General features: G+C 69.0%; 24 protein-coding genes and 1 tRNA gene. 13 read left to right on the top strand and 12 right to left on the bottom strand.

The annotated features are described in order from the left end of the window. Window positions 1-83: 83 nt before the first annotated feature. The 6 genes from ybeY to BWR60_RS13675 form a co-directional block, all read right to left on the bottom strand. A complete protein-coding gene (gene ybeY / locus BWR60_RS13650) occupies window positions 84-626 on the bottom strand; it encodes an rRNA maturation RNase YbeY (protein WP_088151580.1) in 543 nt (180 codons plus the stop codon). Next, window positions 623-1,678: a PhoH family protein gene (locus BWR60_RS13655; RefSeq protein WP_429913024.1), complete on the bottom strand. Its 1,056-nt coding sequence runs from the start codon at window positions 1,676-1,678 to the stop codon at window positions 623-625. Before BWR60_RS13655 ends, ybeY begins: the two co-directional genes overlap by 4 nt. Next, window positions 1,675-3,042, bottom strand: a complete 1,368-nt coding sequence (miaB, locus tag BWR60_RS13660; protein ID WP_429913025.1) for a tRNA (N6-isopentenyl adenosine(37)-C2)-methylthiotransferase MiaB — start codon at window positions 3,040-3,042, stop codon at window positions 1,675-1,677. Before miaB ends, BWR60_RS13655 begins: the two co-directional genes overlap by 4 nt. Before the next feature lie 79 nt (window positions 3,043-3,121). Next, window positions 3,122-3,964 (bottom strand): lysophospholipid acyltransferase family protein, encoded by an 843-nt coding sequence (locus tag BWR60_RS13665; RefSeq protein ID WP_088151582.1) that lies wholly within the window; start codon window positions 3,962-3,964, stop codon window positions 3,122-3,124. Between the two features lie 8 nt (window positions 3,965-3,972). Then, the gene (locus tag BWR60_RS13670; protein ID WP_088151583.1) at window positions 3,973-4,809 is read right to left on the bottom strand and encodes a GNAT family N-acetyltransferase; all 837 of its coding nucleotides are present in this window, start codon (window positions 4,807-4,809) and stop codon (window positions 3,973-3,975) included. Between the two features lie 190 nt (window positions 4,810-4,999). Further along, window positions 5,000-5,410: a MucR family transcriptional regulator gene (locus BWR60_RS13675; RefSeq protein ID WP_088151584.1), complete on the bottom strand. Its 411-nt coding sequence runs from the start codon at window positions 5,408-5,410 to the stop codon at window positions 5,000-5,002. A gap of 89 nt (window positions 5,411-5,499) precedes the next feature. Here BWR60_RS13675 and BWR60_RS13680 point away from each other — a divergent pair, with 89 nt between their 5' ends. From BWR60_RS13680 to BWR60_RS13710, 7 genes are all read left to right on the top strand, one after another. Beyond that, window positions 5,500-5,754, top strand: a complete 255-nt coding sequence (locus BWR60_RS13680) for a sulfurtransferase TusA family protein (RefSeq protein WP_088151585.1) — start codon at window positions 5,500-5,502, stop codon at window positions 5,752-5,754. 103 nt (window positions 5,755-5,857) lie between these two features. Beyond that, entirely contained in the window at window positions 5,858-7,534 is a 1,677-nt protein-coding gene (locus BWR60_RS13685) for an ABC transporter substrate-binding protein (protein WP_088151586.1), read from the top strand. 205 nt (window positions 7,535-7,739) lie between these two features. Next, a complete protein-coding gene (locus tag BWR60_RS13690; RefSeq protein WP_088151587.1) occupies window positions 7,740-8,702 on the top strand; it encodes an ABC transporter permease in 963 nt (320 codons plus the stop codon). 3 nt (window positions 8,703-8,705) lie between these two features. Next, window positions 8,706-9,662 carry an ABC transporter permease gene (locus BWR60_RS13695; protein WP_088151588.1) on the top strand — a complete coding sequence of 319 codons (957 nt, stop codon included), beginning with the start codon at window positions 8,706-8,708 and terminating at the stop codon, window positions 9,660-9,662. Window positions 9,663-9,668: 6 nt separating this feature from the next. Beyond that, on the top strand, window positions 9,669-10,646 hold the full coding sequence (locus tag BWR60_RS13700; RefSeq protein ID WP_088151589.1) for an ABC transporter ATP-binding protein: 978 nt from the start codon (window positions 9,669-9,671) through the stop codon (window positions 10,644-10,646). 243 nt (window positions 10,647-10,889) lie between these two features. After that, a complete protein-coding gene (locus BWR60_RS13705) occupies window positions 10,890-11,858 on the top strand; it encodes an ABC transporter ATP-binding protein (protein ID WP_088151654.1) in 969 nt (322 codons plus the stop codon). 78 nt (window positions 11,859-11,936) lie between these two features. Beyond that, window positions 11,937-12,311: a YciI family protein gene (locus BWR60_RS13710; protein ID WP_088151590.1), complete on the top strand. Its 375-nt coding sequence runs from the start codon at window positions 11,937-11,939 to the stop codon at window positions 12,309-12,311. 2 nt (window positions 12,312-12,313) lie between these two features. Here BWR60_RS13710 and BWR60_RS13715 read toward each other — a convergent pair whose 3' ends face one another. Beyond that, the gene (locus tag BWR60_RS13715) at window positions 12,314-13,216 is read right to left on the bottom strand and encodes a LysR substrate-binding domain-containing protein (RefSeq protein WP_088151591.1); all 903 of its coding nucleotides are present in this window, start codon (window positions 13,214-13,216) and stop codon (window positions 12,314-12,316) included. Between the two features lie 100 nt (window positions 13,217-13,316). On the opposite strand from BWR60_RS13715, the gene phnX reads away from it, so the two are divergent. The 3 genes from phnX to BWR60_RS13730 all read left to right on the top strand — a co-directional run bounded on the left by phnX (window position 13,317) and on the right by BWR60_RS13730 (window position 16,581). Further along, window positions 13,317-14,147 (top strand): phosphonoacetaldehyde hydrolase, encoded by an 831-nt coding sequence (gene phnX, locus BWR60_RS13720; RefSeq protein ID WP_088151592.1) that lies wholly within the window; start codon window positions 13,317-13,319, stop codon window positions 14,145-14,147. Then, window positions 14,144-15,283, top strand: coding sequence for a TIGR03364 family FAD-dependent oxidoreductase (locus BWR60_RS13725; RefSeq protein ID WP_088151593.1), 1,140 nt, complete (start codon window positions 14,144-14,146; stop codon window positions 15,281-15,283). Before phnX ends, BWR60_RS13725 begins: the two co-directional genes overlap by 4 nt. 680 nt (window positions 15,284-15,963) lie before the next feature. Further along, window positions 15,964-16,581, top strand: coding sequence for a Fic family protein (locus BWR60_RS13730; protein ID WP_088151594.1), 618 nt, complete (start codon window positions 15,964-15,966; stop codon window positions 16,579-16,581). Window positions 16,582-16,726: 145 nt separating this feature from the next. Here BWR60_RS13730 and BWR60_RS13735 read toward each other — a convergent pair whose 3' ends face one another. Further along, window positions 16,727-17,800, bottom strand: coding sequence for a calcium-binding protein (locus BWR60_RS13735; RefSeq protein WP_088151595.1), 1,074 nt, complete (start codon window positions 17,798-17,800; stop codon window positions 16,727-16,729). Between the two features lie 410 nt (window positions 17,801-18,210). Between BWR60_RS13735 and BWR60_RS37035 the strand changes: the two genes are divergently transcribed. Continuing rightward, window positions 18,211-18,630 carry a hypothetical protein gene (locus BWR60_RS37035; protein WP_179221759.1) on the top strand — a complete coding sequence of 140 codons (420 nt, stop codon included), beginning with the start codon at window positions 18,211-18,213 and terminating at the stop codon, window positions 18,628-18,630. A gap of 166 nt (window positions 18,631-18,796) precedes the next feature. Here BWR60_RS37035 and BWR60_RS13750 read toward each other — a convergent pair whose 3' ends face one another. From BWR60_RS13750 to BWR60_RS13760, 3 genes are all read right to left on the bottom strand, one after another. After that, window positions 18,797-19,012, bottom strand: a complete 216-nt coding sequence (locus BWR60_RS13750) for a hypothetical protein (protein ID WP_034831732.1) — start codon at window positions 19,010-19,012, stop codon at window positions 18,797-18,799. A 2-nt stretch (window positions 19,013-19,014) separates the two neighbouring features. Next, window positions 19,015-19,263, bottom strand: coding sequence for a hypothetical protein (locus tag BWR60_RS13755; protein WP_088151597.1), 249 nt, complete (start codon window positions 19,261-19,263; stop codon window positions 19,015-19,017). An 84-nt stretch (window positions 19,264-19,347) separates the two neighbouring features. Further along, window positions 19,348-19,424: transfer RNA gene (locus tag BWR60_RS13760), tRNA-Arg, on the bottom strand. Window positions 19,425-19,581: 157 nt separating this feature from the next. On the opposite strand from BWR60_RS13760, the gene BWR60_RS13765 reads away from it, so the two are divergent. Both BWR60_RS13765 and BWR60_RS13770 read left to right on the top strand, forming a co-directional pair. After that, window positions 19,582-20,301: a DUF1194 domain-containing protein gene (locus BWR60_RS13765; protein ID WP_218823485.1), complete on the top strand. Its 720-nt coding sequence runs from the start codon at window positions 19,582-19,584 to the stop codon at window positions 20,299-20,301. Between the two features lie 57 nt (window positions 20,302-20,358). Next, window positions 20,359-20,778 (top strand): OsmC family protein, encoded by a 420-nt coding sequence (locus BWR60_RS13770; protein ID WP_088151599.1) that lies wholly within the window; start codon window positions 20,359-20,361, stop codon window positions 20,776-20,778. 6 nt (window positions 20,779-20,784) lie between these two features. Here BWR60_RS13770 and BWR60_RS13775 read toward each other — a convergent pair whose 3' ends face one another. After that, entirely contained in the window at window positions 20,785-21,099 is a 315-nt protein-coding gene (locus tag BWR60_RS13775) for an Hpt domain-containing protein (protein ID WP_088151600.1), read from the bottom strand. Window positions 21,100-21,178 lie beyond the last annotated feature (79 nt).

Raw genomic sequence — 21,178 nt, forward strand, 5'->3', positions numbered from 1 at the left:
AGGCAGGGTGGGGCGGGGAATCGGGGGGATCGGAATAAGGGTCGGCGATGCCGAAGCGGGCGAGGATCGCGGTCTCGATCCGCTCAGGCAGGGTGGGGCGGGGAATCGGGGGGATCGGAATAAGGGTCGGCGATGCCGAAGCGGGCGAGGATCGCGGTCTCGATCCGCTCCATCGCCTCGGCCTCGTCGTCGGTCATATGGTCGTGGCCCAGCAGGTGCAGGATACCATGAACCACCAGGTGGCGGGCATGGTCGGCGGGGGCCTTCCTGTCCCGCTCCGCCTCGGCCAGCACCGTCTCCAGCGCCAGCACCACGTCGCCCAGCACCAGCGGCGCGCCGGGAAAGTCGGGCTCCTCGGCCTCGGTCAGGGCGAAGGACAGCACGTTGGTCGGCGCGTCCTTGCCGCGATAGTCGCGGTTCAGCCGTTGCACCGTGTCGTTGTCGGCGAACACGACCGACAGCTCGGTCGGGCGGCCGGGCTCGATCGCGGCGCCCGGGCCGGCCCCGGCGGCGACCGTGGCCTCGACCAGCGGCTCCAGCGCCGCGGCCAGCGCATCCTCGTCGGCGAAGCCCGGGCCCAGCGCCGACCAACCGGGCGCGTCGATCGAGACGGCGAGGTCGATCACGACTTCGGCTTCCGGGCGCTGTCTGCCGCCTCATAGGCGCGCACGATGCGCGCGACCAGCGGGTGGCGCACCACGTCGCGGTCGTTGAAGCGGACGACGCGGATGCCCTCGACCCCGTCCAGGATCTCCAGCGCGTCGACCAGGCCGGATTTCTCGCCGCGCGGCAGGTCGACCTGGCTGATGTCGCCGGTGACCACCATGCGGCTGGCCTCGCCCATGCGGGTCAGGGCCATGCGCATCTGCATCACCGTGGTGTTCTGCGCCTCGTCGAGGATGACGAAGGAATGGGCCAGGGTGCGGCCGCGCATGAAGGCCAACGGCGCGATCTCGATCACGCCGGTCTCCATGTGCTTGGCCACCTGCTCGGCCGGCAGCAGGTCGTAGAGGGCGTCGTAGAGCGGGCGGAGATAGGGGTCGACCTTCTCCTTCATGTCGCCGGGCAGGAAGCCCAGCCGCTCCCCGGCCTCGACCGCCGGGCGCGACAGCACGATGCGGTCGACCAGCCCCGCGATCAGCATCGACACCGCCTGGGCGACGGCGAGATAGGTCTTGCCGGTGCCGGCCGGGCCGACGCCGAACACCATCTCGCTCTGCGCCAGCGCCTCGATATAGTCGGCCTGGGTCGGCGAACGCGGGCCGATGCGCTTGCGCCGGGTGACGATCGCGGCCTCGGCCTTCAGCATCGTGCGCGCCGAAGCGCCCTCGGCGGCCGGCGCGTCGCGCAGCAGCCGGATCACGCCGTCGATATCGGCGTTGGTGGCGCCCTGGCCCTGGGACAGGCGCTGCCACAGCGTCTCCAGCACCAGCCGGGCCTGATCGACGGACTCGGCCGGGCCCTTGATGGTCACCGTGTTGCCGCGGGAGGAGAGCGAGACGCCGAGCTGATGCTCGATCCGCAGCAGATGGGTGTCGTGCTCGCCATACAGCAGCGGCAGCAGGCGATTGTCGTCGAAGCTGACGTCGACGCGCTGGGCCGCCGGCTTGGCGCCCGGCTTCGTCGCGGTCTTGGATTGCGCTGGCATCAGCCCGGAATCCTCGGGGTTGCGGGTCACGCCGCCGCCTCCGCATCCGCCAGGGCGACGGTGCCGGCCAGGCTCAGCAGCTTGCCCTCGGTGATGCGGACCGGCTGGATGGTGCCCAGCAGCCGGGCCGGCGCGTCGAGATGCACCGACTGCATCCACGGGCTGCGGCCGTGCAACTGGCCGGGGCGGCGGCCCTGGCGGTCCAGCAGCACCGGCACGACCCGGCCGGCCATGCCCTGGTTGAACGCGGCCTGCTGCGCCCACAACAGCTGCTGCAGCGCCTGCAGCCGCTCGTCCTTCGCCGTCTCCGGCAACTGGTCGTCCAGCGCCGCGGCCGGGGTGCCGGGGCGGGCGCTGTACTTGAAGCTGTAGGCCTGGGCGAAGCCGATCTCCGTGACCAGCTTCAGCGTGTCGGCGAAGTCGCGGTCGGTCTCGCCCGGGAAGCCGACGATGAAGTCGGAGGACAGGGCCAGGTCCGGCCGGGCGGCGCGCAGCCGGTCGACGGTGCGGCGGTAGGCGTCGGCGTCATGCTTGCGGTTCATCGCCGCCAGGATGCGGTCGGACCCGGCCTGCACCGGCAGGTGCAGGAACGGCATCAGCTGCGGCACGTCGCGATGGGCGGCGATCAGGTCGTCGTCCATGTCGCGCGGGTGGCTGGTGGTGTAGCGGATGCGGTCCAGCCCATCGATCTCGGCCAGGGCGCGGATCAGCCGGCCGAGGCCCCAGACCGCCCCGTCCGGCCCGTCGCCGTGGAAGGCATTGACGTTCTGGCCCAGCAGGGTGATCTCGCGGGTGCCGACGGCGACCAGCCGGCGCGCCTCGCCCAGGATGCCGGCGACATCGCGCGAATACTCGGCGCCGCGGGTATAGGGCACGACGCAGAAGGTGCAGAACTTGTCGCAGCCCTCCTGCACCGACAGGAAGGCCGAGGCGCCCTGGACGCCCTGGTCACCCGGCAGGTGGTCGAACTTGCTCTCGACCGGGAAGTCGGTGTTGACCAGCGGCTTGCCGGCCTGGCGATGGGCGCGGGCCACCATCTCCGGCAGTTGGTGGTAGGTCTGCGGCCCGAACACCATGTCGACCCAGGGGGCGCGGCGGGCGATCTCCTCGCCCTCGGCCTGGGCGACGCAGCCGGCGACGGCGACGATCATCGGTTCCTCACCGGCCTTCGCCTCCTTCTGGGGGCGCAGCCGGCCGAGGTCGGAGAACACCTTCTCCGTCGCCTTCTCGCGGATGTGGCAGGTGTTGAGGATGACCATGTCGGCCCCCTCCGGGCTGTCCGCCAGGGCATAGCCCAGCGGGGCCAGGATGTCCGCCATCCGACCGCTGTCGTAGACGTTCATCTGACAGCCCCAGGTCTTGATGAACAACTTCTTATTGGCTGCGGTCTTCACGCGCGCGGGTCCGATGCGGTCCAGGTCTTGGGATTGCGATGATAGATCACGGCGCCGCGGGCGAAAATCAAGCCTTGGGTCATGCGGCGCGGCGCTGATCGGCCATGCTGTCGTTCCCGGGGGCCGGCAGCCGGCCGGCATTGGCGTCGGAGACGCCGCTGGCGATCGCGCGCCAGCAATGGTCCGCCAGCGCCTTGCGCGACCGGACATTCTCCAGCGTCACCGGCGGATGGAAGATCACGGTGATCCGGAGCTGGCCCTGCTTCACCACGTTCCACAGATGGGGCAGCAGGTCCATGTCGCCGTACCAGGCGTAGATCGGCCGCAGCCGGCGGCCCAGCGGGATGCCGTCCAGCGTGGTGCAGGCCAGCGACACCGGCTGCACCGTCAACGGCCTGCCGTCGATGCGCAGCCCGGCGGCGGCGAACAGCGCGCTCTTGAACGGCAGGGTGCGGTTGCCGTCGCTCGACGTGCCCTCCGGGAACAGCACCAGGTTGTCGCCGGCCTCCAGCCGCGCCTGCAGGCTGTCGCGCTGGATGTCGGCCGAGCCGCGCTTGGTCCGGTCGACGAACACCGTGCGCTGCAGCCGGGCCAGGGCGCCGAAGAACGGCCAGGTGCCGACCTCGGTCTTGGCGACGAAGCTGCCGGGGATCAGCGATCCCAGCACCTCGATGTCGAGATAGGACAGGTGGTTGGAGACGAACAGGGTCGGCGCCGCCTCCGACTGAACGCCGCGGACCTCGACGCCGAGGCCGAGGATACGGCAGCAGGTGCGGTGGTAGAACACCGGCAGGCTGGTCTGCAGCCGCCAGCCGAAGCGCACGGCCAGGGCCTGCACCGGCATCAGCATGACGGTCCAGGGCACATAGACGGCGAGCCGGGCCACCGCCCGGAGCTTCGACCCGAGACGCGTGCCCGCCATCGCTCCGGTCAGTCCTTCCGGAAGGCCAGGACCGGCCGCTGCTCGCGCTTCAGCTCGTAGTGCTTGAAGTACTTCTCGGTCACCAGGTCGGTCTTGACGATGATGGCGACGTCGGTGGTGCCGAACTGCTCATCGATCACCGCGCCGTCGCCGACATGGCCGCCGAGGCGCAGATAGCCCTTGATCAGCGGCGGCAGGGCGGCGATCGCCTCGCGCTGGTCGATCTCGGTCAGCGGCAGCAGCCGCATGTCGGTGTAGCGCTCGGGCAGGGCCTTGGGCCGCAGCGCCGGCGGCGCCAGATGATAGTGGTACAGGTAGGACAGCGGCAGCTTCAGCGCCTCCGGGTCGGTCCCGGGCAGGCTGCCGCAGCCGAACATGATCTCGATGTCATGCTGGAACAGATAGGCGGCGATGCCGCGCCACAGCAGCTGCATGGTGCCGCCGGAGCGATAGGGGCCGGCGACGCAGGACCGCCCGAGCTCCAGGATCCGGCCGGGATGGGCCTCGATCTTGCTGATGTCGTATTCGCTGGCGGAGTAGAAGGCGCCGATCTTCGCCGCCCCGTCGCGCTGGATCAGCCGGTAGGTGCCGACCACGCCGTCGACGCCCTTGCCGCGCGCATGGTCGATCACCAGCAGGTGGTCGGCGACGTCGTCATAGGCATCGAAGTCGCGGCGGGCAGCCGCCATCTCGACCGAAGGCTGCGCCGCCATCTCCTGATAGAAGATGGCATAGCGCAGCTCCTGGGCCGCCCAAATCTCCTCCTCCGTCTCGGCCAGCCGGACCTCGAGATTGCCTGCGCGCAGGCTGAACCCGTGGTCATCGACGAAGGTTGTGACTGCCATGCTGCGTCCGTCCGCTTCAATTCCCCCGATGCGCCGCGGCGATTCTGCTGTCGTCGCACAAGGCGCTCGCCCAATTATAAAGCAGAACGGTTACAAATGTGCGCGGATTTCGCGGCCAAGGGCGCGGCGTGCCGGCCGGGGCCGGGAAACCGGCGGCCCGCCTTGGGGGCGGACCGCCTGCGACTCGCCGTCAGTCCCGCCGCGCGCGGGTGCCGAGGCCGATCTGCTTGGCCAGCTTGCTGCGCTGCTTGGCGTAGTTCGGCGCGACCATCGGATAGTCGGCCGGCAGGCCCCAACGCTCCCGGTACTCGTCCGGGGTCATGTTGTAGGCCGTCTTCAGGTGCCGCTTCAGCATCTTCAGCTGCTTGCCGTCCTCGAGACAGATGATGTAGTCCGGCGTGACCGACTTCTTGATGGGAACCGCCGGCTGGGGTTTTTCCGCGACCGGCGTCGGTTCAGTCCCGAGACCGTTCAATGCGCGGTAGACTTGCTCGATCAGGCCGGGCAGGTCCGAGATTGCAACGGTATTGTTTCCTACATGTGCCGCGACGATTTGGCTTGTCAGGTTCATCAAATCGCTGGACGGCGTTTCATTGCTCATGTTCATACTCCCGCGGCACGATTGTTGGGTATATAAGTCGCCCACTACTGGACTGCAACATGAATCGCCATGAAAATCGAGAATGCGTCATGAGCAATGAGCCGACGGTCCGGACACTCGATGTAACGGCGGAAGTCTGCCCTTTCACTTTCGTCAAAACCAAGCTGCTGCTGGAAGATATGAAGCCCGGCGAAGTGGCGGAAATACGGCTGAATGCGGGTGAGCCGCTGATCAATGTTCCGCGCTCGGCGACCGAAAGCGGCCATCGCGTGCTGTCGGTGGAACCCGAGGATGCCGGCGAGACCCGCTGGCTGGTGCGGATCGAGCGCGGCCCGGAGGGCTGAACAAGACACGGTTCGGTCGAGATTTATCTACACAAGCGTGTAGTTGACTTTTATTTCACGCCCTGGCACGCCGAGACTTCCCGCCCGAGGAGGAACCCCTTCGATGCGCTCCTACCGCACGCCCAGCCTGGCCGCGCTGGCCCTGATCCTCGCCGTCGCCGGCGGCACGCCCGCTCTGGCCCAGGACGCGCTGCCCGACGGCATCACCCCGGCGTCCGACCCGTCGGCGATCCCGGCCACGGCCAAGGCCCGCAAGGACACGGTCGTCGCCTCGATCAGCGCGCCGCAGGGCGTGTTCAACCCCTATTTCTTCAGCAATGGCTGGGACGAGAACGTCACCGAGGTGATCTTCGGCCGGCTGATCAACTATGACAGCCAGGGCAAGCTGATCCCGGAGCAGGCGGAGTCCTGGACCGTCAGCCCGGACAACCTCGTCTACACCATCAAGCTACGACCCGGCCTGACCTTCAGCGACGGCTCGGCCCTGACGGCCGAGGACGTGGCCTTCACCCTGACCGTGCTGCACGACCCGACGCTGGAGAGCGAGACCGACATCACCCCGGCCGCCATCGCCGGCGGGGCGGAGTACAAGGCCGGCAAGGCCGACAGCATCTCCGGCCTCAAGGTGATCGACCCGCAGACCATCCAGATCACCACCACCCAGGCGGGCGCCAAGACGCTGGCGCTGCTCGGCGGTCCGGTGCTGTCGAAAGCGCATTATGGCAAGGGCTTCGCCCGCGGCCAGCTCGACGGCATCCGCGCCCTCGGCGGCGACCCGCTGGGCGCCGGCCCCTATGTGTTCGACAAGTTCATCCCGGGGCAGGAGGTGCGGTTCCACGCCAATCCGCGCTACTACGCCGGCAAGCCGGGGGTGGAGCATTTCATCTACCGGATCACCTCGGACGCCACCAAGCTGCAGCTGTTCCAGACCGGCGAGACCGACTATGACGGCTTCACGGTCAGCCAGGACAATGTCGACGCGCTGCAGAGCCTGGGCTTCGCCGCGATCAACCTGTACGGCTCCAGCGACTACAGCATGATCGAGTTCAACCCGAAGGACCCGCTGCTGCAGGACGTCCGGGTGCGGCATGCCCTGACCTACGGCCTCGACCGCCAGACCCTGGTGACCGTGGTCTATCAGGGCTACGGCACGGTCGCGACCCAGCCGGTGGCGCCGATCTCCTGGGCCTATGACGCCGGCGCGGTCGAGCCTTTCGCCTACGACCCGGCCAAGGCCGCGGCGCTGCTGGACGAGGCCGGCTGGAAGCCCGGGGCGGACGGCATCCGGGCCAAGGACGGCCAGCGCCTGTCGCTGCGCCTGCTGGCCACCAAGTCGCTGATCAACGACGCGCTGATCCCGATCGCCAAGGAGAACTGGAAGGCGATCGGCGTCGACCTCGTGCCCGAGGTGTCGGACTTCAACGCCCTGCTGGCGAAGCGGAAGGCCGGCGACTACAACCTCGCCACCTTCCGCACCTCGACCATCAACGACCCGCATGACGGGGTCGAGGACTTCCTGTCGACCGGCGAGGTCGGCCGGCTGGGCTACCATGACGACACGGTGGAGAAGCTGATCCTGGCGGGCAACGCCACGCTGGACCCGGAGCAGCGCAAGCCGATCTACCACCAGCTGTACAAGGCGCTGGCCGACAACCCGCCGGTGATCTTCCTCGCCTATCGCAAGATCCTGTCGGGGACGGATGCCCGGGTCGAGGGCTTCAAGCCGGACATCTACAACGGCATCATCGCCAGCCTGCCGAAGCTGAAGATCGTGCAGTGAGCGCCGCTGCCATCCTTCTTCCATGCGCCTCCGATGCGTTGCCTCTCCCGCGTGGCGGGAGAGGTCGGAATCGCGAAGCGATTCCGGGTGAGGGCTGGCACCGGCCTCGACAAAGGGCCCTCACCCGGAGCCGCTGGCGCGGCTCCGACCTCTCCCGCAAGCGGGAGAGGCAACGCGCGTATCGTCATCGGGCCGGCCGCTCCCGATGAGGACCTTCGTCATCCGCCGCCTGCTGCTGGCGGTGCCGATGCTGCTGGGGGCGTCGGCGCTGATCTTCTTCGTCTTCGCCCTGACGCCGGGCGATTTCGTCGACGGCAACATCAACCTGACGCCCGAGCGCGCGGCGGAGCTGAAGTCGCTGTACGGACTCGACCGGCCGGTGGTTGACCGCTACCTCGACTGGCTCGGCCGGCTCGTCAGCGGCGATCTCGGCTATTCGATGCAGTACCAGATCCCGGTCGGCACCCTGCTGAACCAGTATGTCTGGAACTCCTTCCTCCTCGCCGGCACGGCGATGCTGCTGTACTGGACCCTGTCGCTGCTGGCCGGCGTAACGGCGGCGGTGAAGCCCTATTCCTGGTACGACCGGATGGTGACGCTGGCGGTGTTCGCCGCCATGTCCTTCCCGGTCTTCTTCCTGTGCCTCTTGCTGATCAAATGGTTCGCGGTCGATCTGCGCTGGCTGCCGGTCGGCGGCATGATCAGCACCGGCAGCGAGGCGACGGGCTGGCCGCGGGTGGTCGAGATCGCCGGCCACATGGTGCTGCCGGTGCTGGTGCTGACCGCGCTGCAGGCCGGCAGCCTGACCCGCTACATCCGCGCCAGCATGCTCGAATCGCTGTCGATGGACTTCGTCCGCACCGCCCGCGCCAAGGGGCTGAAGGAGCGGACGGTGGTGCTGAAGCACGCGCTGCGCAACGCCCTGCTGCCGATCATCACCCTGCTGGGCTTCGAGCTGCCGGGCCTGTTCTCCGGCGCCATCGTCACCGAGAAGATCTTCAACTGGCCGGGCGCCGGGCACATCCAGATCGACACGCTGGCGGCGCGCGACTATCCGGTGCTGATGGGCTTCACCATGGCGCTGGCGGCGCTGACCATCCTCGGCAACCTGGTCGCCGACATCGCCTATGCCGCGGCCGACCCGCGCATCCGGCTGCGGCGGCGCTAGGCCATGGCGTTCGCGTCGCTGCTGAACCCGTTCCGCCGCCGCCGGGCGCGCGAGGCCGAGCTGGCGGAGCTCGCCGGCCGCCTCGCCGTCACCCGCTCGCCGCTCGGCGACGCGCTGTGGCGCCTCAGGCGTAACCGCGCCGCCCTGGTCGCCGCCACGGTGCTGCTGCTGATCGTGCTGGTCTGCGTCGTCGGGCCCTGGATCAGCCCGTGGGACCTGAACGCGACCGACGCGCTCAGCCCCAACCGGCCGCCCGGCCTGCGGCACTGGCTGGGCACGGATTTCCTCGGCCGCGACATCCTGGCCCGGCTGATGGCGGCGGGCCGGATCTCGCTGACCGTGGGCCTGGCCTCGGTGCTGCTGTCGGTGGTGGTCGGCTACATCGCCGGCGCGGTGGCTGGCTATCTCGGCGGGCTGGTCGACGCCGTGATCATGCGCTGCGCCGACATCGTGATGACGATCCCGACCCTGCCGCTCCTGATCATCCTCGGCGCCGTGCTGTCGGAGCTGAAGGTGCCGCCGGACCAGCGCATCTACCTGGTCGTCGTCATGCTCAGCCTGCCGAACTGGATCCGCGTCGCCCGGCTGGTGCGGTCGCAGATCCTGTCGCTGCGCGAGCGCGACTTCATGGTGGCGACCGAGGTGCTGGGCCTGCCGCTGCACCGGCGCCTGTTCCACCATCTGCTGCCGAACACCGTGCCGATCCTGATCGTGGTCGCCACCGTCGGCGTCGCCGACGCGATCCTGAACGAGGCCTATCTCAGCTATCTCGGCCTCGGTGTGGTGCCGCCGACCCCGTCCTGGGGCAACATGATGGACACCGCCAACAGCTTCGTCGACTTCCAGCGCCGGCCCTGGCTGTGGGTACCGCCCGGCGTCGCGATCTTCCTGACCGTGGTCGCCATCAACATCCTCGGCGACGGGCTGCGCGACGCGCTCGACCCGAAGATGAAGCGGTAGTTTCACGTGGAACACCTTGTCGAATTCCAGGACCTGTCGGTCCAGTTCCGCACCGAGGAAGGCGTCGCCCGGGCCGTGACCGGGGTCAGCTTCGGCATCGCCGAGGGCGAGACGGTCGGCGTGGTCGGTGAATCCGGCTGCGGCAAGAGCGTCACCGCCCTGTCGCTGATGGGCCTGCTGCCGCGCCCGGCCGGGAAGGTCGCCGGCGGCCGTATCCTTTATCGCGGCCGCGACCTGCTGGGGCTGAAGCCGGAGGAGATGCGCGGCCTGCGCGGCAACGAGATCGCCATGATCTTCCAGGAGCCGATGAGTGCGCTGAACCCGGTGCTGACCATCGGCGAGCAGATCGTCGAGCCGCTGGTCGAGCATCGCGGCCTGGCGCCGAAGGCGGCCTGGGACGAGGCGATCGCGCTCCTGGCCCGGGTCGGCATCGCCAGGGCGGACAAGATCGTCGAGGGCTATCCGCATCAGCTGTCGGGCGGGATGCTGCAGCGGGTGATGATCGCGATCGCGCTCAGCTGCGGCCCGAAGCTGCTGATCGCGGACGAGCCGACCACCGCGCTCGACGTCACCATCCAGGCCCAGATCCTGGAGCTGCTGGGCCGGCTGAAGCGCGAGCAGGGCACGGCGCTGATGCTGATCACCCACGACCTCGGCATGGTGGCGGAACTCGCCGACCGGGTGGTGGTGATGTATGCCGGCCGGGTGGTCGAGACCGGGCCGGTGCGCGACATCCTGCTGCGGCCCAAGCATCCCTATACCCGCGGCCTGCTGGCCTCGCGCCCGGTTCCCGGCCGCCGCCAGCGCCGGCTGCCGTCGATCCCGGGTCAGGTGCCCAGCCCGGCGCATCTGCCCGGCTGGTGCGCCTTCGCCGATCGCTGCTTCGCCGCGGCCGACATCTGCCGCACCGGCATCCCGGTGCTGGAACCCGCCGGCGCGCCGCACCGCGCCGCCTGCTTCCTGGCTCAGCAGGGGGCGCTATGATGGGCGGGGCAACATGAGCAGAGCAGCGAGTGCCATCCTTCTCTTGTCCCCCCTCCCCTTGCGGGAGGGGGGCAGGGGGAGGGGTCTGCGCGCGTCCGCGCGCGAAAGGGTAGCGTCACGTCCGCCATCCGGGCCGATCGACCTCAGAGGACCGTCGGAGCGGGGCGGAGAAAASCCCCTCCCCCTACCCCCCTCCCGCGAGGGGAGGGGGGACTCATTCGGCTTCGTCCGGTGGGCTATCCCATGACCGAAGCTCCGCTGCTCGAGGTCGAGGGCCTCAAGACCCATTTCCCGATCCGCGACGGGGTGTTCGGCCAGGTCACCGGCCATGTCCGCGCGGTCGACGGGGTGACCTTCCGCATCCGCCGCGGCACCAGCTTCGGCCTGGTCGGCGAATCCGGCAGCGGCAAGTCGACGCTCGGCCGCACCGTGCTGGGGCTGTACGAGCCGACCGCGGGCACGGTGCGCTTCGACGGGCGGGACATCAACGCCATCGGCCGCCGCGGCCGGCGGAAGCTGCGGCCGAAGATGCAGCTGGTGTTCCAGGACCCCTATGGCTCGCTCAACCCGCGGGTCCGGGTCGGCGACGCGATCGGCGAGGCCCTCCTGGCGCACGGCCTGGTCCGGCGGGCCGAGCTGCGCGACGCGGTGCTGGAGGTGATGCGCATCTGCGGCCTGGCTCCGTACCAGTATTCCCGCTACCCGCATGAATTCTCCGGCGGCCAGCGCCAGCGCATCGGCATCGCCCGCGCCCTGGCGCTGAAGCCGGAGCTGATCGTGGCGGACGAGCCGGTCTCGGCCCTCGACGTCTCGATCCAGGCGCAGATCATCAACCTGTTCGCCGACCTCAAGGAGCAGCGGGGCGTCACCTTCCTGTTCATCTCGCACGACCTCGCGGTGGTGGAGCATCTCTGTGACGAGATCGCGGTGATGTATCTCGGCGTGATCGTGGAGACCGCCGGCCGCGACGCGCTGTTCGACCGGCCGCTGCACCCCTATACCCGCGCGCTCTTGTCGGCGATCCCGGCGATCGACCCGGACGCGCCGCGTGACCGTGCCGTGCTGAAGGGCGAGCTGCCCAGCCCGGCCAGCCCGCCGGCCGGCTGCCGCTTCCACACCCGCTGCCCGCTGGCGACCGACCGCTGCCGCGCCGAGGTGCCGGAGATGCGGGAGCTGGGCGAGGGCCACCAGGTCGCCTGCCACCTGGCCTAGAAAATCGCGACCGCATGTCGAATCCAGCAAGGACCCGGCGATAAGGGGCATTCACGGCGCAAGCAGAAGGAGCCCCTCATGCGCTATGCCTGCCTGATCTACTACGATCCGCAGACCCTGTTCGGCGGCAGCGCCGAGGCCCGGGCGGTGCTGGAGAAATGCTCGACCCATGACCAGGTGCTCAAGGCCAGCGGCCATTTCGTGGCCGGCGAGGCGCTGGAGCTGCCCGACGGCGCCCGCACCGTGAAGGTGCGTGAGGGCAAGACCTCGGCCGTCGACGGCCCGTTCATGGAGACCAAGGAGATCCTCGGCGGCTTCGTGGTGATCGAGGCGCGCGACCTGGACGAGGCGGCCGAGGTCGCCGCCGGACACCCACTGGCCCGCATCGGCTTCGTCGAGGTGCGGCCGCTGGTCGATTTCGGTCAGCCGCCGCCGGATTTCAGCCAGGGATAGTCTCAGCCGCCGGGCGCGGCCTCGCGCCGCGCCCGGCTGGCCTCGGCGGCGATGTCGAGGAAGGCGCGGACGATGGCCAGGCGCTGGCGTTCGCGCAGGCACACCACATACTCGTCCATCTCCACCCGGCAGCCGCCGATCGGGCGGCTGACGAAGCGCGGATCCGGCGTCAGCTCGCCGGCCGACATGAAGCCGATGCCCAGGCCGGCGGCGATCGCCTCGCGCGACGCCTCCCGCCCCTCCACCTCCATCCAGGGCGTCAGCGGCAGGTCGACCGCGGCGAAGGCGCGCTCCACCGTCTCCCGCGTCATCGACCCGGCCTCGCGCATCACCAACCGCTCCCGCGCGATCAGATGGGCCGGCGCCACCCGCATCCGAGCCAAAGCATGGCCGCGCGGCAGCAGCACATGCACCGGGTCGTGCCACAGCGGCAGGGCGTGCAGCTGCGGGTCGCCCGGCACCCGGGCCAGCACCGCGACGTCGAGGCGGATGTCGACCAGGTCGGCCAGCACCCGCTGGGCGTTGCCGACCGTCATCCGCACCCGCGCCCCGTCATGCCGGGCGGTGAAGGCGGCGATCAGCGGCATGGCGTGGAACGGCCCGTCCGCGCCCAGGCGCAGCGTGCCGGTCGGCACCCGGCTGGTGCCCTGCAGCAGTTCCACCGCCTCGTCCTGCGCGGCGAAGACGCGGTTGGTGCAGGTCATCAGCTCGGCGCCCAGCAGGGTCAGCTCGATCGACCGGCCGGAGCGGCGGAACAGCTGCACGCCGTAGCGCTGCTCCAGCGCCTTGACCTCGATCGACAGGGTCGATTGCGACACGCCGATCGCCCGTGCCGCCTTGGTGAAGCTGCCTTCCGCCGCCACCGCGTGGAAGGCGCGCAGCTGCACGGCAAGTGTTGAGCTCATCAATGATCCATATGGAGAATATGAATTGGATCAATATTAGACTCTCTGGTTTTCTCCCGCCATCCGGTTCCTCCGGCCCACCGCTGTCCGGGAGCGCGCCATGAGCTTCATTCCACGTCGCCGCTATGACGGCCCGATCCGGGCCGCGATCTTCGACTGGGCCGGCACCACGGTCGATTTCGGCTGCCAGGCGCCGATCACCTCGCTGGTCGAGGCCTTCGCCGCCATGGGTGTCGAGGTGCCGCTGGCCACCGCCCGGCTGCCGATGGGCATGGCCAAATGGGACCACATCCGGGCGCTGCTGGACATGCCGCAGGTCGCGGCGGCCTGGGAACGAGCGCAGGGCCGGGCGCCGGTGATCGCCGATGTCGACGACCTCTATGAGCGGTTCCTGCCGCTGCAGATCGCGGCGGTGCGGCGGCACGCGGTGCTGATCCCCGGCACGGTCGAGGCCATGGCGGCGCTCAAGGCCCGCGGCATCCGCATCGGCACCACCACCGGCTTCCCGCGCCCGGTGATGGAGGTGGTGATCCCGGAGGCGGCCCGGCGGGGCTATGCGCCGGAGGTGATCGTCTGCGCCGGCGAGACCCCCTCCGGCCGCCCCGGCCCGGCCATGGCGTTGAAGGCGCTGATCGAGCTCGACATCCATCCGGTGCAGGCCGCGGTCAAGATCGGCGACACCGTGGTCGATGTGGCCGAGGGGCTGAACGCCGGCATGTGGACCATCGCGCTCGGCGTCACCGGCAACGAGGTCGGGTTGACCGAGGCGGAATGGGCTTCCCTGCCGGCGGACCGCCAGGCGTCGCTGCGCCGGGCCGCGACCGAGAAGCTGCAGGCCGCCGGCGCGCATGAGGTCGTGGACGGCATCGCCGACGTCCCGGCCGCACTGGACCGGATCCAGGCCCGCATCACCGCCGGGGACGCGCCGTGAGCCGCTATGATCTCGCCATCGTCGGCGCCGGCATCCTCGGCCTCGCCCATGCCCTCGCCGCGGCGCGGCAGGGCCGCCGGGTGGTGGTGATCGACCGCGAGGCGCGCGCCATCGGCGCCTCGATCCGCAATTTCGGCTTTGTCACCGTCAGCGGACAGTCGGCCGGCCCGACCTGGCGCCGGGCGATGCGCAGCCGCGACGTCTGGGCCGAGGTGGCACCCCAGGCCGGCATCCCGGTGCAGCACTGCGGCACCGCGCTGCTGGCCCGGACCCCGGAAGGGCAGGCCGTCCTCGAGGCCTTCGCCCGCACCGAGATGGGCGAGGGCTGCACCCTGCTGCCGGCCGCCGGCCTGTCGGCGCGGCTGCCGATGGCGCGGTCCGATGGGCTGCGCGCCGGGCTGTGGAGCCCGCATGAGCTGCGGATCGAGCCACGCGAGGCGATCCCGCGCCTGGCCGCCTGGCTGGAATCGGCGCATGGCGTCACCTTCCGCCGCGGCGTCCAGGTCCGCGCCGTGCAGGCGCCGCGGGTCGAGACCGGCGAGGGCGCGATCCTGGCCGACCGCATCGTGGTCTGCCCCGGCCCGGATTTGCGGTCGCTGTTCCCGGAGATCATGGCCCGCCGCCGCACCACCCTGTGCAAGCTGCAGATGCTGCGTGTCGCGGCCCCGGGCTGGCGGCTGCCGGCGGCGGTGATGGGCGACCTCAGCCTCGGCCGCTACCACGGCTTCGCCGACCTGCCGGAGGCGGCGCCGCTGAAGGCCCGCCTGGCCGCCGAGGTGCCGGAGACGCTGGCCAACGGCATCCACCTGATCGTGGTGCAGTCGGCCGACGGCTCCCTGGTGGTCGGCGATTCCCACCATTACGACGACTCGCCCGACCCCTTCGCGCCGCAGGCGGTGGAGGGGCTGATCCTGCGCCACATGGCCGAACTGTTGGACGTGCCGCAGCCGGTGGTGACCGAGCGCTGGGTCGGCATCTACCCCTCCGGCCCGGCCGAGGCCTTCGCCGAGGCGCCGGACGAGGCAACGCGGGTGGTCCAGGTCACCAGCGGCACGGGCATGAGCACCAGCTTCGCCATCGCCGAGGAGGTGGTGGCCGGGCTGTTCGGCGCAGCGGCCCCCCGCCACGCCGCCTGACCCGGCCGCCTGCATTTCGCATACGGCTCTGCGTCCTCCGCGGTCGTTTTGTAAACGCTGCTATGACATTGAGGCGCTTATGATGGCGGCCCTGCTGGCGACCAGTTCATTGATTTTGTAAGGACCAGCTGCAGGGGCTGGGTGAGGCGTGTCGCCGCATATCAGTTGGAGATAACTTAACGTTTGCCCACATCATCTTGTGTGTCCATTGCAACATGATGGATTAAAAAATTGGGGATACGGATTGTCCTCTGGCGTTAGGCGGAGGGTGGCGTATCATCATGACGATGAGCTTGGTGGATCGCGACGGAGATGCGCTCGATACCAACGATTAGCGGGCCGGCTGCCCGCCATCGGCGGGATTGGCGTGTCCAGTGGCCCGCAAGCGAGGTATGGAGAGTTGTCGAAAGGAAGCCGCCATGGTCGCACGGAAATCAGTTCTAAAGCCGGCTCCTCATCGGCCTGATCTTGAGCGTCTTTTGAGTGAGTCGATCAAAAGGGGAGTCTCGGAGCAGCAGCTGCAGGAGCAGCGGGTTAGTTTTGCCTATGGCAATGCGCCGGAAGGGTCTCGAATCACAAAGGATTCTGCCCGCGTAGCAGCCAAGAGCATCAAGATCGCACGGTAAGCTAACTTTACAGCTCAGGGAGAAGCTCGGGCAACCGAGCTTCTTTGATGTGGCATGCTTGTCCTTGAGGAAGAGAACAGAGATCTTTATGACCGGATTCAAGAGAAGAATCTGATCCGGCAATATGATCTTCTTCTTAATTGCGTTGAAATAGGAATAAGCCAGGGCGGCCGAGTTTTTGATAAATACATGCTCTGGGATCTTAATCACGTTGCTGTAGCCAATATTTCTCAGTTTGGGGGTAGATTTAGAGATGAGCCGATATATGTTGGCTCTCATATACCCCCTCACTTTCGCGAAGTGCCGATGTTAATGGATCAGTTCATCAGTACGATACACGAGAACTGGTACAATTGGAGTTATACTGAGCTTGCCGCATATGGATTGTGGCGGATGAACTGGGTCCATCCATTCATTGAGGGCAATGGACGCACTGCGCGTGCAGCATGCTACTATCTTCTCTGTGCAAAAGCTGGCGGTGTTTTGGGTGGCCGAAAGATAGTGCCAGAGAGAATTAGAGAGAATCGTGAGCCTTACTATGCAGCCCTGAATGCAGCTGACCGTGCTTGGGAAGATGGCAATCTCGATTTCTCAATGATGGAAGAATACTTAGCGGGGCTTGTTCAAGAACAATTGCAAGACGAAGGTCTCTCATACCAAGGGGGAACGTAGGATTCGCGCTCGACCATGAGCGTGGGGGTGTCATCTCTCTTTTATATCTTCCAATTCCCGGGGTGGTCCAGGTCACCAGCGGCATGGGCATGAGCACCAGCTTCGCCCTCGCCGAGGAGGTGGTGGCCGGGTCGGACCGGTCGCGTCAGAGCACGAAGTCGCCGGCCACCAGGGCGATGCCGCCGGTCAGCTGGATGTGGAAGTCGCTGACCTTGTCGCCGTTGACGTCGCCGGCGATGGTGGTGACGCCGTTGCTGACGGTATAGCGCAGCTGGCCGGCGACACCGGTGTAGAGGCCGGTGCCGATGAAGCTGAAGGCCTGGTTGCCGGCCAGGACGGTGCTGGCGTCGATCGCCGACAGGTCCACACGGTCGCCCTGGGCGTGGCTGAAATCGGTGATCCGGTCGGCATTGGCGCCGACCGTGCTCTGGGCCGTGCCGCCATAGGCGAAGCGGTCGGCGCCCGCGCCTCCCGTCAGCGTGTCCTTGCCGATGCCGCCGATCAGGACGTCGCTGCCGTTCCAGCCCTGCAGCGTGTTGGCGCCGGCATCGCCGGTAAGGGTGTCGTTGCCCTGGCTGCCGGACAGCGCCTCGATGCCGGTCAGGGCATCGCCCTGGGCGTCGCCGCCGCTGCCGGCCCCGGTGGCCAGGCTGACCGAGACCCCGGCCGAGCTGGTGAAGTAGCTGGCAGTGTCCGTCCCGGCGCCGCCGTCGAGCGTATCGGCCCCCGCGCCGCCGCGAAGCACGTCGTTGCCGCCGAGGCCGCGCAGGATATTGGCGCCGATGCTGCCCGTCAGGTCATCATCGCCCCGGCTGCCCTCGATGTTCTCGACCTCGATATAGGTGTCGCCCTGGGCCGCGCCGCCGGAGCCCACGCCGGTGGCCAGGTTGGCGACGATGCCGACGCTGCTGTCGCTATAGGTCGCGGTGTCGCCCAGGGCGGTGCCGTTGCCGCGGCCGGCCAACTCGTCGGCCCCTTGCCCGCCGCGCAGCACGTCGTCGCCGCCATTCCCGTTCAGGATGTCGTTGCCGTCGCCGCCGGTCAGCACATTGGCGCCGTCATTGCCGAAGATCCGGTTGTTGCCGGCGTTGCCGGTGCCGTTGAGCCTGGCCAGGCCGTCCAGCGTCAGCTCCTCGACATTGTCGGCCAGGACGGTGCTGGCCAGCGCGATCACCCGGTCGTAGCCCTGGCCCGCCGGCCGAGCGGTCGATCTCGACATTCAGGCTCCGGCTGCCGGACATGGATGTCTCGCCCGAAGCCCGCGGTGGTGGTGAAGGGCGCGGTTCCGGCCGCACATGGCCCCGCCGGTTGCGGGGCAGGATAAGCGGGGCGCCTGCCGTGGCGCCGCCCGCCACTCCAATCGTCACCTCAAATCGTGAGAAATCGGCGAAAAGGCGTGTGTCGAATGCCCTGTCATTATGCCAGCCCCTGCCTGCCGGCGGGATCACCCGAATGGGTCAGCGGGCCCGCAGGGCAACTTTGCCGCCCGGCGCCGCTTTGCCCGGGCCTGAGCCGGGTCCCTTGGCGTACCCGCATTTCGACATAGAGTCCTATGACCATCCGCAGCTCGGATGAGCGACGAGGGAGAGCGTCGTGGAGCACGGCAGAGGTTTGTTCCGGACAGGGCTTGTGGCGGTCGCCATCGCGGCCTCGGCCCCGCTGCTGGCGTCCTGCCAGACGGGACCCGGCTATTACGACGGCTACTACGGCAACGGCTATTCCAGCTGGTACGACGACGACGACAACTACTACCGCGGCTATGACCGCGACCGGTACCGATACCGGTATCGCGACTATGATCGTGATCGCGACCGGTATCGCTACCGCCATCGGGACCGCGACCGGGACGATGACCGCGACGACAACCGGCGCCGGTCGAGGTCCGACGGTGACGCCGAGCAGCGGGCCCGCCGCCTGTTCGGGATCGATGGCAACGGGAACAGAGGGCGAAACGACGACGGGGACCGGAACCGGAACCGGAACCGCAACGACAATGGGCGGAGCGCCGACGACATCCGGCGCATCATCATTCCGAACTCGAAGAACTGAGCGCCGGCGCCCGACACTGACGGCAAGCCCGGCCCGGACCATGGTGGGGAGAGATCCGGGCCGGGCCCTCAGCGCCGTTTGTCCCCTGGCGCTGCCGGGGATTGCGACACATGTCTGACATATGGGGAAGGGGTGGCGGCACCCCTACGATACGACGGGGCGCGGGCTAGGCCCGCGGGCGGATCGCGGCTTCGATGGCTTCCTGGGCGGCCCGGCTGATCGTTCCTCGATCCACCGCGGGTCCCGGCGGCGGCGACCATGTGATCCGGACGGCACCGTCGCGATCGACACGGAAGCGGCCCAGATACTCGGCGCAGGCCACCGTGCCTTCGGTGCCGGTATGCTCGACGGTCCAGTCGGACGCCTTACGCCCCATTGCCACGGCTAGCCTCCGGCATCGACGCGGCCCGCCTTGCTGGTCTGGCGGCCGTCATCGGCCTGTTCGCAGGCCGTGGTCGCGGCGCGGTAGACCTCCGAGGACCGCTCCTCATCCGGCCCGTCCGTCCAGGTGATCTGCACCCGGCCTTGGGCGTTCCGGGCGTACCAGCCGCGGAAATCGCGGCAGGTCACCGATCCGGTGCCGTGTCCGGTGGGAAGGACGGTCCAGTCGAGCGGGTCGCGGCACTTCGCCATGCCTGGGCAATGGGCCCACCAGGAAGCGGGTTCCCATCGGCATGGCGACCGTGGGGTGGATGGCAGCGAGATGTCTGAGGGGGATGGCGCACTCGACAGGATTCGAACCTGTGACCTCCGCCTCCGGAGGGCGGCGCTCTATCCAGCTGAGCTACGAGTGCAGGCCATGGACTCGGGCCCAAGGACCCGAAGCGGCGCGGACCATACTGCAAAGCGGCGGCGATGCAAAGCCCGGATTCGGGGTGCGGCCTGCGGGCGTTTGACAGAGCGGAATCCTGCCGGGATGCTGATCGCCTCCGATCGAAGCGGGAGGCGCCGGTGCTGCATCGCGGTCTCGCCCTGACCCTGGCGCTGTGCGCGGCCCCCGCCGCGGCGCAGGAAGTCGACGTCGATGTCGAGCTGGTCTTCGCCACCGACGGCTCCGGCTCGATCGATGACGAGGAGCTGCGGCTGCAGCGCGAAGGCTACGCCAAGGCCCTGGCGGACCCGCGGGTGCAGCAGGCGATCCGCGGAGGCATCACCGGGCGGATCGCGGTCGCCTTCGTCGAATGGGGCGGCGCGGACTCGCAGCATGTCATCGTCGACTGGACCGTGATCGACGGGGCGGACAGCGCCGCTGCCTTCGGCGCGGCCCTGGCGGCGGCGCCGCGGCGCGCGACCGGCTGGAATTCGATCAGCAACGCCATCGGCCTCTCGGTCCGGCTGATCGAGGGCAACGACCACCAGGGGTTGCGCAAGGTGATCGACATCTCGGCCGATGCCGGCCAGCGCGGCGGCCGGCCGCTGCCGGAGGTGCGGGCCGAGGCGCTGGCCGCCGGCATCACCATCAACGGCCTGGCCGTGCTGTCGCGCAGCGGCCGGCCGGGCTGGGGCGGAGGGTCGCTGGAGGATTTCTTTCGTGCCCAGGTGATCGGCGGGCCCGGCGCCTTCGTCATCACCGCCGACGCCGATGCCCGCTTCACCGAGGCGGTGGTGCGCAAGCTGGTGCTGGAGATCGCCGAGCGCCCGGCCGATGCCGCGCCGATGCCGCCCGGCTGACGATCCTCCGGCCCCCTGCTAGGGTGCCGGTTCGAATCGGTTCCTGGAGCAGATCAGATGAAAGCCCGCATCACCTGGGTCGAAGGCCGCACCTTCGTCGGCGAATCCGGCAGCGGCCATGCCGTGGTCATGGACGGCGCGCCGGAGAGCGGCGGGCGCAACCTCGGCGTCCGGCCGATGGAGATGCTGCTGCTCGGCCTCGGCGGCTGCACCGCCTTCGACGTGGTGATGATCCTGGAGCGGGGGCGCGAGCCGGTGTCCGACTGCCGGGTCGAGGTCGAGGCCGAGCGCGCCGAGACCGACCCCAAGGTCTTCACCCGGATCCATCTGCGCTACATCGTCTCCGGCCGCGGCCTGGACCGCGCCAAGGTCGAGCGCGCCGTGGCGCTGTCGAAGGAGAAGTACTGCTCGGCCTCGATCATGCTCGGCAAGGTCGCCGAGATCACCGCCGAGATCGAGGTGGTGGAAACCGCCTGAACCGGCTCAGGCGGTAGCCTTCACGGCCGCCAGCCCTTCGGCGATCGCGGCTTGGTCCTCGGGCCCGGCGCCGCCGGCCTTGAGGCAGGCGTCCAGCCGTGTCTCCAGCACCGCCGCGGCCTGCGACAGCGCGGCGAAGCCCATGGTGCCGCCGGTGCCGTTCAGCCGGTGCACGACGAAGCGCAGCCCCTTCAGCGCCTCGCCGTCGCCGGCCCGCAGCGCCGCCAGCAGGGCCTCGGCCTCGGCCAGCTTCTGCGGCAGCTCAGCCGCGAACTTCGCCCGCAGCCGGTCGAGATGCACCTGCAGCGCGTCCTGAGTCATCGATCTGCTCCCGATCCCGGCTCGCTGAGGCACCTCTCTTCTCCGCCATGCCCGGGCTCGACCCGGGCATCCAGGGCTG

This window comes from Inquilinus limosus (assembly GCF_002195995.1).
In the GTDB taxonomy this organism is placed as follows: domain Bacteria; phylum Pseudomonadota; class Alphaproteobacteria; order DSM-16000; family Inquilinaceae; genus Inquilinus; species Inquilinus limosus_C.